Source organism: Streptomyces sp. NPDC005955, assembly GCF_042871255.1.
Taxonomy (GTDB): domain Bacteria; phylum Actinomycetota; class Actinomycetes; order Streptomycetales; family Streptomycetaceae; genus Streptomyces.
Genome location: NZ_JBIAIF010000002.1, coordinates 695345 through 708036, shown reverse-complemented (window position 1 = coordinate 708036; position 12692 = coordinate 695345). Strand labels below are relative to the sequence as shown.

The 12692-nt window shown below is 72.1% G+C and carries 11 protein-coding genes and 1 other RNA gene; 11 read left to right on the top strand and 1 reads right to left on the bottom strand.

The window, feature by feature from the left end; translation table 11 throughout:
* Nucleotides 1–42 precede the first annotated feature (42 nt).
* Nucleotides 43–237 carry a hypothetical protein gene (locus ACFYOU_RS08415; protein WP_389762273.1) on the bottom strand — a complete coding sequence of 65 codons (195 nt, stop codon included), beginning with the start codon at nucleotides 235–237 and terminating at the stop codon, nucleotides 43–45.
* A gap of 330 nt (nucleotides 238–567) precedes the next feature.
* Here ACFYOU_RS08415 and ftsE point away from each other — a divergent pair, with 330 nt between their 5' ends.
* From ftsE to ACFYOU_RS08360, 11 genes are all read left to right on the top strand, one after another.
* The gene (gene ftsE, locus ACFYOU_RS08410; protein ID WP_385486839.1) at nucleotides 568–1257 is read left to right on the top strand and encodes a cell division ATP-binding protein FtsE; all 690 of its coding nucleotides are present in this window, start codon (nucleotides 568–570) and stop codon (nucleotides 1255–1257) included.
* A gap of 57 nt (nucleotides 1258–1314) precedes the next feature.
* Complete coding sequence (ftsX, locus tag ACFYOU_RS08405; RefSeq protein WP_385486841.1) at nucleotides 1315–2232, top strand: permease-like cell division protein FtsX; 918 nt, start codon at nucleotides 1315–1317, stop codon at nucleotides 2230–2232.
* Nucleotides 2233–2412: 180 nt separating this feature from the next.
* The gene (locus ACFYOU_RS08400; protein ID WP_391304173.1) at nucleotides 2413–3711 is read left to right on the top strand and encodes a S41 family peptidase; all 1299 of its coding nucleotides are present in this window, start codon (nucleotides 2413–2415) and stop codon (nucleotides 3709–3711) included.
* Between the two features lie 79 nt (nucleotides 3712–3790).
* Nucleotides 3791–4270: an SsrA-binding protein SmpB gene (gene smpB / locus ACFYOU_RS08395; RefSeq protein WP_387007649.1), complete on the top strand. Its 480-nt coding sequence runs from the start codon at nucleotides 3791–3793 to the stop codon at nucleotides 4268–4270.
* Between the two features lie 164 nt (nucleotides 4271–4434).
* Nucleotides 4435–4804, top strand: a transfer-messenger RNA (tmRNA) gene (gene ssrA, locus ACFYOU_RS08390).
* Between the two features lie 368 nt (nucleotides 4805–5172).
* A complete protein-coding gene (locus tag ACFYOU_RS08385) occupies nucleotides 5173–5931 on the top strand; it encodes a hypothetical protein (protein ID WP_391304172.1) in 759 nt (252 codons plus the stop codon).
* Nucleotides 5928–8102, top strand: a complete 2175-nt coding sequence (locus tag ACFYOU_RS08380) for a glycosyltransferase (RefSeq protein WP_391304171.1) — start codon at nucleotides 5928–5930, stop codon at nucleotides 8100–8102. Before ACFYOU_RS08385 ends, ACFYOU_RS08380 begins: the two co-directional genes overlap by 4 nt.
* Nucleotides 8099–9382: an acyltransferase family protein gene (locus ACFYOU_RS08375; RefSeq protein ID WP_391304170.1), complete on the top strand. Its 1284-nt coding sequence runs from the start codon at nucleotides 8099–8101 to the stop codon at nucleotides 9380–9382. The genes ACFYOU_RS08380 and ACFYOU_RS08375 overlap by 4 nt, the downstream gene beginning before the upstream one ends.
* Nucleotides 9383–10279: 897 nt before the next feature.
* A complete protein-coding gene (locus ACFYOU_RS08370) occupies nucleotides 10280–10885 on the top strand; it encodes a CGNR zinc finger domain-containing protein (protein ID WP_389762283.1) in 606 nt (201 codons plus the stop codon).
* A 203-nt stretch (nucleotides 10886–11088) separates the two neighbouring features.
* Nucleotides 11089–11667, top strand: a complete 579-nt coding sequence (locus ACFYOU_RS08365; protein ID WP_389762285.1) for a sigma-70 family RNA polymerase sigma factor — start codon at nucleotides 11089–11091, stop codon at nucleotides 11665–11667.
* The gene (locus tag ACFYOU_RS08360) at nucleotides 11664–12455 is read left to right on the top strand and encodes a zf-HC2 domain-containing protein (protein ID WP_391304169.1); all 792 of its coding nucleotides are present in this window, start codon (nucleotides 11664–11666) and stop codon (nucleotides 12453–12455) included. Before ACFYOU_RS08365 ends, ACFYOU_RS08360 begins: the two co-directional genes overlap by 4 nt.
* Nucleotides 12456–12692: the final 237 nt, after the last annotated feature.

The following is a 12692-nucleotide window of genomic DNA, read 5'->3' as shown; positions in this document are numbered from 1 at the left end:
GCCCTCTCCGTACGTATCGGGCGCCGACCCGACGGGGTCGGGTCACATGGACTGGCGTGCCAGCAGGGCCAGCGCCAGCACCAGCACGGCCAGCAGGCCGATCAGGGCCGCGGGGTTCATGCCGGACCAGGGACCGCCGTTCTGCTGGAGGCGCTCCCGGTTGGCACGGCAGACCGGGCAGCGTCCCTCACTGACTGGGGCAGCGCAGTTCGCGCACACCAATCGGTCGTAGGTCATGCCCTTCCTCCTCCCGCGCGGCGGAGCCTGCCGCAACGACCTTCTCTCCGCGCAACGCTCAGGGAAACGCGAGCGTTCCCCCTACCACTGTGCCAGCTTCCGCGGATTTCGGCGCGGCCCGACCCGGGCGCCCGCATCCCGGTGTCCCCGCGGTGCCCGGCACCGCCGGGAACGGGCTTCGCACGGGTGGTCGTCGACCGGCCCGATCAGCGACGGACCCGTGCAGACAAACCCGTGCAAGGGCGAGCGAACGGGCGGCGCCGACTGCGCTCGTACCCCGCAGTCGCGTATGGTCACGGACACCTACCTCCGGCTACCCGTGGTGCACCCGTGATCCGATTCGACAACGTGTCCAAGAGCTACCCCAAGCAGAACCGCCCGGCCCTTAGGGACGTCTCCCTGGAGGTCGAGCGTGGTGAGTTCGTGTTCCTCGTGGGATCGTCCGGTTCCGGAAAGTCCACCTTCCTGCGGCTGATCCTGCGCGAGGAACGGGCGAGCCACGGCCAGGTGCACGTCCTCGGCAAGGACCTGGCCCGGCTGTCCAACTGGAAGGTGCCGCACATGCGCCGCCAGCTCGGCACGGTCTTCCAGGACTTCCGGTTGCTGCCGAACAAGACCGTCGGCGAGAACGTGGCCTTCGCCCAGGAGGTCATCGGCCGTTCCCGGGGCGAGATCCGCAAGTCGGTGCCCCAGGTGTTGGACCTCGTCGGCCTCGGCGAGAAGCAGGACCGGATGCCCGGCGAACTCTCCGGCGGTGAGCAGCAGCGCGTCGCGATCGCCCGGGCGTTCGTCAACCGGCCGAAGTTGCTGATCGCGGACGAGCCGACCGGCAACCTCGACCCGCAGACCTCGGTCGGCATCATGAAGTTGTTGGACCGGATCAACCGCACGGGGACGACCGTCGTGATGGCGACCCACGACCAGAACATCGTGGACCAGATGCGCAAGCGCGTCATCGAGCTGGAGAAGGGCCGTCTCGTCCGCGACCAGGCGCGCGGCGTCTACGGCTACCAGCACTGACCCGACGTACGCGACGTACGCGACACACATCACGTACCGAAAGGCAGAAAGCACGCGATGCGCGCCCAGTTCGTCCTGTCGGAGATCGGCGTCGGTCTCCGTCGCAATCTGACGATGACCTTCGCGGTCGTCGTCTCGGTGGCCCTCTCGCTCGCCCTGTTCGGCGGCTCCCTGCTCATGCAGGACCAGGTCAGCTCCATGAAGGGCTACTGGTACGACAAGGTCAACGTCTCGATCTACCTGTGCAACAAGAACGACGCGGAGTCCGACCCCGCGTGCGCCAAGGGCGCGGTGACCAGCGCGCAGAAGGAACGGATCAAGGCCGACCTGGAGAAGATGTCGGTCGTCGACAAGGTCCTCTACGAGTCGAGCGACGAGGCGTACAAGCACTACAAGGAGCAGTTCGGGGACTCCCCGCTGGCCGCGTCGCTCACCCCGGACCAGATGCAGGAGTCGTACCGGGTCAAGCTGAAGGACCCGGAGAAGTACCAGGTCGTGGCGACCGCGATCTCCGGACGGGACGGCGTCCAGTCGGTCGAGGACCAGAAGGAGACGCTGGACAGCCTCTTCGAACTCCTCGACGGCATGCGCAAGGCGGCCCTCGCCGTGATGGCGCTGATGCTGGTGGTGGCGCTGATGCTGATCGTCAACACCGTCCGCGTGTCGGCGTTCAGCCGGCGGCGCGAGACGGGCATCATGCGGCTCGTCGGTGCCTCCGGCTTCTACATCCAGGCGCCGTTCATCATGGAGGCCGCCGTCGCCGGTCTCATCGGCGGTGGGGTGGCCTGCGGATTCCTGCTGGCCGGCCGCTACTTCATGATCGACAACGGGCTGGCGCTGGCCGACAAGCTCACCCTGATCAACTTCATCGGCTGGGACGCGGTCCTGAAGACGCTGCCGTTGATCCTCGCGATCAGCGTGCTGATGCCGGCGCTCGCGGCGTTCGTCGCGCTGCGCAAGTACCTGAAGGTCTGACGGCCGCCTCCCCGCCGGGGGCGCGCCCGGCGGGGAACGAGCGGCGGGTGCGTGCCGCGCCCTGCCACGGGCGCGGGCTCACGTCCATGGGCGGGCCGCACCCCGCGGTGTGAGATTCGCCCCGGGCGCCGCCCGGCCAACCCGCCGTGCGGTGCCCGACGTTGTCCTAGACTCACCGGCATGTCAGGCCCGGACCTGTTCTCGGATCCCCGCCGCGTCCGCCGCGGGGCGGCTCTGACCTTGGTGTTCACCAGCGTCCTCATCACCGGTGCCGCCGCCGGCTCTTGGACCGGCCCCGCCGCGGAGAGCGCCGCCCGACCGGTGACCCGGGGCGTTCCCACCGGTCCCGCGCCCGACCGGCCCGTCGCGCCCGATGAAGTCGCCGACGCCGCCGTCTCGGCCATGCTGGACGGCAAGTCCCCGCTGGAGGCCGCCGAACGCGCGGTCAGCCGGAGCGGGGACCGCTGGGGCGCGGTCTACTCCGAGGGCGAGTACGCGGAGTTCGCCCGGGCCCTGGACGGCGAGTACACCGGCGTCGGGCTGTGGGCGCGGCGCGCCGGGGGCGGACTGATCGAGGTGACCCGGGTGCGGCCCGAAGGCCCCGCCGGACGGGCCGGGGTGCGCGAGGGCGACCTGGTCCGGCAGATCGACGGCACGCGCGTGGACGGGCGCCCCGTGACCGAGGTCATCGGTCTGCTCCGCGGCGACGCCCCCGCGGCGGACGGCGGCCCGGCCGCCGCGGGCACCGAGGTGCGGCTGCGGCTCCAGCGCGGCGGGCGGACCTGGACCGAGACCCTGCGCAGGGCGGTCCTCACCACCGATCCGGTGACCGTGGAGCGTCGCGGCACGGACCTCGACCCCCGGGTGCTGATCAAGGTCGCCGCGTTCACCCAGGGCTCCGGCGCGGAGGTGCGCTCGGCGGTGCGCGCCGCCCCGCCCGGCGCCGGCATCCTGCTCGACCTGCGCGGCAACTCCGGCGGGCTGGTCAGTGAGGCGGCCGAGGCGGCGTCCGCGTTCCTGGACGGGGGACTCGTCGCCACCTACGACGTGCGGGGTGAACAGCACGCCGTGCACGCACGGCCCGGCGGTGACACCGCGCACCCGGTGGTCGCCCTGGTCGACGGGGGCACGATGAGCGCGGCGGAACTGCTGACCGGCGCCCTCCAGGACCGCGGACGTGCGGTGGTCGTGGGCTCGCGGACCTTCGGCAAGGGCTCGGTCCAGTTGCCCAGTGCGCTGCCGGACGGTTCGGTCGCCGAGCTCACCGTCGGGCACTACCGCACCCCCTCGGGGCGCGCGCTCGACGGCGAGGGCATCACCCCGGACCTGGAGGCCGACGCCGCCGCGCCCGGGGCGCCGCCGCCTCCCGCCGACCTCGCCGCGCCCGGCCCGACCGACCGGGGTCCCGGGGGCGACGGGCCCGACCCCGTGGAGCGGCAGGCCGAGACCGTCCTGAGCGGACTGGGCGACCAGCCGTAGTGCGCCGGGACCACCGCGGCGCGGTCCCCACAAATACGCTGGCCGACTACCCCCCGTGTGGTGCGAAAATGGCGGCACTATGGCTAAGGAAAAAGGGCGCAAGCTGATCGCGCAGAACAAGAAGGCGCGACACGACTACCTCCTGCTCGACACCTTCGAGGCCGGGCTGGTCCTCACGGGCACCGAGGTGAAGTCGCTGCGCCAGGGGCGGGCCTCCCTGGTCGACGGCTTCGTGCAGCTCGACGACGGCGAGGCGTGGCTGCACAACGTGCACGTACCGGAGTACCACCAGGGCACCTGGACGAACCACTCGGCCAAGCGCAAGCGCAAGCTGCTGCTGCACCGCGCGGAGATCGACAAGCTGGTCGCCAAGTCCCAGGAGACCGGGCACACCATCGTGCCGCTGGCCCTGTACTTCAAGGACGGCCGGGCGAAGGTCGAGATCGCGTTGGCGCGCGGCAAGAAGGAGTACGACAAGCGGCAGACGCTACGGGAGCAGCAGGACCGCCGGGAGACGGACCGGGCGATCTCGGCGGCCCGCCGACGTCAGCGCGCCTGAGGCCGGGCCCGTACATCGGGCCGAGCTGGGCCGAGCCGGGCCCGTACGCCGTCGGGCGACCCCGCCGCGGGAATGCGCTGGCCCCGCGCGGTGCTGTTCCCGTACGATGGTGATCGCACCCCAAAGCGAGAGCGAGCGGGGTGTGGACCTTGAAAAAAACACATGGGGATGATCGGTTTCGACAGCGGCTGTCGAAGCAGGGGAAGCGTGTCGAGGAAGCGGCAATGATCTCGTAAACCATATGTCGCAACCAATAATCGCCGAAACCAAGCGCGATTCCTTCGCCCTCGCTGCCTAAGTAGCGACGCGTGAAGTGTCAGCCCGGGGGTGTTCCCGACCCGGATCCTGGCATCAGCTAGGGAACTAAACTCCTAGACTCGGTCACGGGGCCTAGGAGGAAATCTCACAGTGACTGAGCCCGTCGGAGACTTGTTCGCGTGATCTCCGGGGCCGAGAAAATCGTAGCGAACTGCACACGGAGAAGCCCTGGTTCTGCACCGTTGGACGCGGGTTCGATTCCCGCCATCTCCACATCCCCAGAAGGCCCCCGACCTGTGAGAACAGGTCGGGGGCCCTTCTGTTTTTCCCCGGTCTACCCGTCGGTAGCGGGAGGGGCGCTCCTCTGCCACCCCCCGACCGGGCACCCATGGTCGGGCGCCCCGAACAGGTGTCCCCGGTTCGCCCGGTGCCGTGCGAGAGCGGTTTCCGGACAGCTCGCAGCGGGGGTCCGCGTTGTCCACGTTCTGGCTCGGAACCTCCACCTTCGCTCACGTGCGCTACATTCGTCGCCTGAGCAATCGTGGTAGTGGGGGCGCTCGGACCGGGTGGGGGCCTGGTGAAGCGACGTGTGCTCGACGTCGCCGGCGCGCTCACGAAGGTCGTGTGGGGGGATGCGCGCGCGCATGGAAAATTGGCGAGAACACACCCAACCTGGGCAGACGCATGATCCGAACGAGGTCACGGTCCAGATGGACGGCGTCGGCAAGGAGCTGGGGGAGCTCATATCCGAGTCCACCGCCCGGGCCCGCCACGCGGCGGCGGCCCCGGACGGTCCGGTGTTCGTGGACGAGACGGGTCGGCGCAGCCGGCTGTACCGCAGGATAGGCATGGCCGTCGTCATCGGCTGCGCGGTCTACGCGTGCGTCATCGTGGCGACGGTCGTCTCCGGCAATTCGAGCGCCCCCTGGCTGCCCATGCCCGACACCCAGGCCGAGCCCGCCGGGAAGGTCGACACCTCCCCGGACCCCTCCGCCTCCGCCGAGCCCTCCGCCCCGGCCTCGGCGCCGTCCAGCGCCTCCGCCTCGGCGACCGCGGAATCCGTGGCACCCGCCGCCGACCCCGGCCCGTCCGCCGGCGGCCGTACGCAGGCACCGGCCGCCGATCCCGGCACCGCCACCCCCGAGGCGTCCGCAGACGCCCCCGACCCCGAGCCCACGGGCACCCGCAGCGGCGCGCCCGTGCGCCCCGAGATCGGGATCAGCCGCCCGCCGATCACCGGTGGCGTCCGCGAACCGGACGCGACCGACCGTCCCGGCGACGGCACCGCCCCGCCCACCGCCTCGGCGTCCGCCCCGGCCTCACCGAGCGGCGAACCGGAAGAGTCGCCTGATGACGACGAGGACGGACAGCCCCTCGCGGCCCCGGAGGACGCTCGGTCATGAAGTCCCGCAAGCGCGGTCGCCGGGCCTCTCCCCGGCGCCGCCGCCTTCCCCTGCGCTATCTGCTGCCCAGCCTGGTCCTGGCGGCGCTGATGGCCATGCTCATGCTGCGCGGCTATGTGCACAGCGAGATCCTCGCGGACCACCGGATCGCCCCGTCGACCCACAACGACCAGGTCCCCGACGCGATCCGCAAGGGCAAGCCGGTGATCGACGTGCGGGGCGGCAAGCTCAACACCGTCGGCGTGCCGGACGACCGGATCGTCCTCACCTTCGACGACGGCCCCGACCCCGAGTGGACCCCGAAGGTCCTCGACACGCTGAAGAAGCACGACGCGCGCGGCGTGTTCTTCGTGACCGGGACGATGGCCTCCCGCCACCCGGGCCTGGTCAAGCGGATGGTCGACGAGGGCCACGAGGTGGGGCTGCACACCTTCAACCACCCCGACCTGTCGCTCCAGTCCACCAGCCGCATCGACTGGGAGCTCTCCCAGAACCAGCTGGCCCTCGCCGGCGCCGCGGACATCCGCACCTCCCTGTTCCGGCCCCCGTACTCGTCGTTCGCGCACGCCTTCGACAACCGCAACTGGCCGGTCACCAAGTACATCGGCGGGCACGGCTACCTGACCGTCGTCAACAACACCGACAGCCAGGACTGGAAGCGGCCCGGCGTCGACGAGATCATCCGCCGGTCCGTGCCCAAGCCGGGCAAGGGCGCCATCGTCCTGATGCACGACTCCGGCGGCGACCGCTCGCAGACCGTCGCCGCGCTCGACCGGATGGTGCCCGACCTCAAGGCCAAGGGCTACGAGTTCACCAACCTCACCGAAGCCCTCGACATGCCGAGCGCGCACACCTCGGTCAGCGGTCTCGACCTGTGGAAGGGCAAGGCGTGGATCTTCCTGGTCCAGGCCGCCGAGCACCTCACCGGCATCCTCGCCGGCGGCCTCGCCGTGATCGGGTTCCTCGTCATCACCCGCTTCGGGCTGATGCTCCTGCTGTCGTTCCTGCACGCCCGCAAGGTCCGCCGCCGGAACTTCCGTTGGGGTCCGACGATCACCGAACCGGTGTCGGTGCTGGTGCCCGCGTACAACGAGGCCAAGTGCATCGAGAACACCGTCCGGTCCCTGATGGACAGCGACCACCCGATCGAGATCCTGGTGATCGACGACGGTTCCTCCGACGGCACCGCCCGCATCGTCGAGGACATGCGGCTGCCCAACGTGCGCGTGGTGCGACAACTCAACGCGGGCAAGCCCGCCGCCCTCAACCGCGGCATCGCCAACGCCCGCTTCGACCTCATCGTGATGATGGACGGCGACACCGTCTTCGAGCCGTCCACCGTCCGTGAACTCGTCCAGCCCTTCGGCGACCCCAAGGTGGGCGCCGTCGCGGGCAACGCCAAGGTCGGCAACCGGGACTCCCTCATCGGCGCCTGGCAGCACATCGAGTACGTGATGGGCTTCAACCTCGACCGCCGCATGTACGACCTGCTGCGCTGCATGCCGACCATCCCCGGAGCGGTCGGCGCGTTCCGCCGCTCCGCGCTGGAACGCGTCGGCGGCATGAGCGACGACACGCTCGCCGAGGACACCGACATCACCATGGCCATGCACCGCGACGGCTGGCACGTCGTCTACGCGGAGCGGGCCCGGGCCTGGACCGAGGCACCCGAGTCGGTGCAACAGCTGTGGTCCCAGCGCTACCGCTGGTCGTACGGCACCATGCAGGCCATCTGGAAGCACCGGCGCGCCCTGGTGGAGCGCGGCCCCTCCGGCCGCTTCGGCCGGGTCGGACTCCCGCTGGTCTCCCTGTTCATGGTCCTCGGCCCGCTGCTCGCCCCGCTGATCGACGTGTTCCTGCTGTACGGGCTCGTCTTCGGGCCCACCGGCAAGACGGTCGTCGCCTGGCTGGGCGTCCTCGCCATCCAGGCCGCCTGCGCCGCGTACGCCTTCCGGCTCGACCGGGAGAAGATGGTCCACCTGATCTCGCTGCCGCTGCAACAGATCCTGTACCGGCAACTGATGTACGTGGTGCTGCTCCAGTCCTGGATCACCGCCCTGACCGGCGGCCGACTGCGCTGGCAGAAGCTGCGCCGCACCGGTGTCGTCGGCGCCGCCCCGGGCGGCGCGCCCCGGCCGGACGGCGCGCGCGACCGGAGGCCGGTGGCATGACGCACCCACCGCAGGGGCCCGGGCCGGGCCCCGGGGCCGGCACGCCCGACTGGGTCACCGCCGGCTGGGACACCCACCAGTCCGCCCCGGCCGCGCCGGCCCCGGCACCGGAGTCGCCGCAGCCGTCCACCAAGCGGGCCGCGGGCCGTGACCGGTACCTCGACCTGCTGCGCACCTTCGCCCTGGTCCGCGTGGTCGTCTACCACATCTACGGCTGGGCCTGGCTGACGATCGTCTTCCCCTCCATGGGCGTGATGTTCGCGCTCGCCGGCGCCCTGATGGCCCGCTCCCTCAAGCGCCCCGCCTGGGGCGTGATCAAGAGCCGGGTCCGCCGGCTGCTGCCCCCGCTGTGGCTGTTCGGCGCGGCGGTCGTGCCGTTGATGTTCCTCGCCGGCTGGGACCCGGGCAACGACCCCAACCAGACCGGCAACTGGGGCTGGATCAAGCTCCTCAACTACCTGCTGCCCGTCGGTTCGCCCGTCTACCCGCTCAGCGTCGGGCACGAGGGCGGGCTGCTGGACCCGGAGTGGGCCATGTACGCCGCCGGGCCCCTGTGGTACCTGCGCACGTACCTGTGGCTGGTCGTCGCCTCGCCGCTGTTGTTGTGGGCGTTCCGCCGGGTCCCCTGGGTCACGATGCTCGCCCCCCTGGGGCTGACCGCCGTGGTCGGCACCGACCTCGTCGAGATCCCCGGTTCGACCGGTTACGCGATCGAGGGCTTCGCCGTCTACGCGGGCTGCTGGGCCCTCGGCTTCGCCCACGAGGAGGGCGTGCTGCGGCGGCTCCCGCGCTACGTCACCATCTCGGTCGCCGCGTTCATCATGGCGTTCGGCCTGTGGTGGGCCGCGGGCCACCAGACGAAGTTCGGCATGGACCTCAACGAGATCCCGCTCGCCCAGGCCACCTGGTCGTTCGGCGCGGTGGCGATCCTGCTGGTCTACGCGCCCTCCTGGCAGCAGTTGCCCGGCCGCTTCGCCCGCTGGGACAAACTCGTCACGCTGTTCAACAACCGGGCCGTGACGATCTACCTGTGGCACAACGCCCTGATCGTCGCCACCATCCCGATGATCTCCGAGCTGTACGGCCTGCCGTTCATGACGGAGGGCTCGATGCGGGTGCTCACGGCCACCTTCCAGTTCTGGATGCTGGTCCTGATCTGGCCGCTGATCGCCGTGATGATCCTCTCCGTGGGCTGGTTGGAGGACGTCGCCGCACGGCGTCGACCCCGGCTGTGGCCGACCACCGCGCCGCGCCGGGGCTCCCCGCGCCGCCGCGCCTGACCACACGGTCCGGGGCGGGGCCCGCGCACCGTCCGTACGGCGACCCGTTCGGGACCGTCCGTACGGCGGCCCGCACCCCGGACCGCCGCGGGCGTCCCGCTCGGCCGCTCGCCGGCGGGCCACCCGGTCGGCAACCCGGTCGTTTCCGCTCCGGTGCCCGGACGGTGCCTACGGTCCGGCGTGTCGCGCGGTCACCCGCCCCGGGGCGTCGGCGCGGGCGTCTCGGCCCTCAGCCCGTGACCTGGCCCCTGGCACGGAGACCCCGCTCAGGACCGTCAGACGCGTGGCGGGTTCGCCTCGGGCGCCGGCGAGCGTGGCCGCGGTTTCGGTCCGCCCTGCGGTCCAGTCGACCGCGGCGGGCCACCCTCTGGTCGGCAACCTGGTCGTTTCCGCTTCGGTGGCTGGTGCGGTGGCCCCGCCGGGGTCGGTCGCGGGCCGGCGACCCCGCTCCGGTGCCCGGACGGTGCCCACGGTCCGGTGCGTCACGCGATCACCCGCCCCGGGGCGCCGGCGCCCATGACCTGGCCCCCTGGCCCGGGTGCCGATACGGCGGCCACGGCGACAGCCACGGCGGCGGCCACGGCCACGGCGACGGCGACGGCGACGGCCATGGCTACGGCGACGGCGACGGCCCGGTCCCCGGCACGGTGGCCCCGGACGCCGGACGCCGGACGCCGCGCACCCGGGCGGCACCCCGCCCAGCACCCCGCCCGGCCCGCCGCACGGCGAACCGCACGGCGAACCGCCCCGACACGGCAGCCCCCGCCCGGCCCGCCGCACGGCGACCCCGCGCGAAACCACCGCGCTCCCGCGCGGGGTCTTCCCCGGGCGCCCCCCGACGGGCACTGTAGGGACGACCGCTTGGCCCACGGCACCGTGAAGGGCCGGTGACCGCGCATGCCCCCGCTCCCCTCCGAATCCGCCGAGCCGTCCTCCCCGGCCGGCCGTCCCTGCCTCGACCTGCTGGACACCGCACACCCCGGGGACCGGCTGGACACGCTCGACGCCCTGCGCGCCTGGTGCGCCGACACGGGTCTCGTCCCGCCGGGCACCGGGCTGCACACCGCGACCACCCGTTGGCTCACCGCGTTCCGTGACCTCCGCACCCAGGTGACGGTCCTGGTCCGGGCGGAACTCGCGACCCGCACCGGCGCCCGGGCCGACCCCGCGCTGCCCGTCGCCCTCGCCCGGATCAACGCCCTGGCCAGATCGGCGCCCCCCACCCCGCGCGCCGTGCGCACCGACGACGGCACCCTCACCCGCGCCCTCCACCCCGACCCGGGCTGTGCCGCGCTCCTCGCGCTCGTCGCCCGCGACGTCATCGACCTGCTGACCGACCCCGAGGCGCGGGCCCGACTGCGCGAGTGCGCGGCCGACGACTGCTCGCGGGTCTACCTCGACACCTCCCGCGGCGCCCGCCGCCGCTGGTGCTCCAGCGAACGCTGCGGCAACCGCACCCGGGTGGCCCGTCACCGGCGCCGCGCCCAGGTGTCCCGGGCCTGACCGGGCCGCTGCCCGCCACGCTCCGGCATAACCGGACATGCCCCGTTCCGACCCTCACCCACCGTGCGCCCTTCGCTACAACTCCCGTTGCCACGCGGTCACTTCGCAGCTCCGTTGAACGGTCGCCCGACCCTGCGCGTATCCCGGGGTGCAAGCGAGCGGTCGGGCCCCGCCCGGTCGAACCGGGGACACCGGAGGTAGGCGTGCGCAAGGATTCAGCCGTGGCCGATGAACGCCCGCCAAGGGCCCGACATCGATTGGTCCAGCCCAAGTCCGCACCGGACGAGGAGCTGATGCGCGCGCTGTACCGGGAGCACGCCGGCCCCCTGCTCGCCTATGTGCTGCGGCTGGTCGCGGGAGACCGTCAGCGGGCGGAGGACGTGGTCCAGGAAACCCTCATCCGCGCGTGGAAGAACGCCGGCCAACTGGGCCGGGCCACGGGTTCGGTACGCCCCTGGCTGGTGACGGTGGCCCGACGTATCGTGATTGACGGCCACCGCAGCCGGCAGGCCCGGCCGCAGGAGGTCGAACCGTCACCTCTGGAGGTCATCCCCGCGGAGGACGAGATCGACAAGGCGTTGTGGCTGATGACACTTTCGGACGCGCTCGACGACCTGACGCCCGCTCACCGGGAGGTCCTCGTCGAGACCTATTTCAAGGGCCGCACGGTCAACGAGGCGGCCCAGACACTCGGCATACCCAGCGGGACCGTGCGTTCACGGGTGTTCTACGCCCTTCGCTCGATGAAGTTGGCACTGGAGGAGCGGGGGGTGACGGCATGACACCGAACGAGGCGAATGACGTCCACGAGACGGTGGGCGCCTACGCCCTGGGGATTCTGGACGAGCACGAGGCGAGCGCCTTCGAGAACCATCTCGCCGGCTGCGAGTGGTGCGCCGGGCAACTGGACGAACTGGCCGGCATGGAACCCATGTTGGCCGCCCTCGCCGATCTGCCGGCGGCCCCCGGGCTCCCGGCCGGCAGCCCGGCGGTCGCCCGGCAGCTCACCGCGCGGCCGAGCCCCCGGCTCGCGGAGCGGCTGGTCGACGAGGTCGCGGCCCGGCGCACCCGCAAGAAGCGCCGCGGACTGTACTTGGTGGCGGCCGCGGCGGCCCTGATCGTCGGAGGGCCGCTGACCGTCGTCGCGGCCACCGGCGGTCAGGACGCCGCGCCGCCCGCCGCCGGCCACGGAACGAGCCCGACGAGCCCCGCGGAGGACGCCTTCTTCCACCACATGGACGAGAAGGTGGTGGCGACCGACGCCAAGACGGAGATCACCGCCACCGTCGGGATGGAACACAAGGCGTGGGGCACCCACACCGTGCTGGAGCTGAAGAACGTCAAGGGCCCGGAGAAGTGCAGCCTGATCGCCGTCGGCAAGAACGGCGAACGCGAGACCGTGACCACCTGGTCGGTGCCCACCTGGGGGTACGGGATCGCCGGCGCCGAGCGCCGCGAGGCACGCAACCCGCTGTACGTGCACGGCGGCGCCGCGATGGCTCGTGAGGACATCAGCCACTTCGAGGTGCGGACCCTGGACGGGAAGGAACTGGTGAAGGTGGAGGCGTAGTTCCGACGGCCGCTCCTCAGTGCCGGCCGGGTTCCCTCACCCGGCCGCCCCCGCGCACCGGCCCCCCACACCGGCCCCCGCGCACGCACGCCCGGCACACCCCGCAGCGCGGGGCAGCGTCCGGGCGTCTTGTCGTCCCGGGCGCCGAAAGCCCCCACGGAGCCGGCGGTCAGGACGGGCCCGGCGGGACGGGGCGGGCGGGACGGTTCCTGCGGCCGGTGCGGTGGACGACGGGGC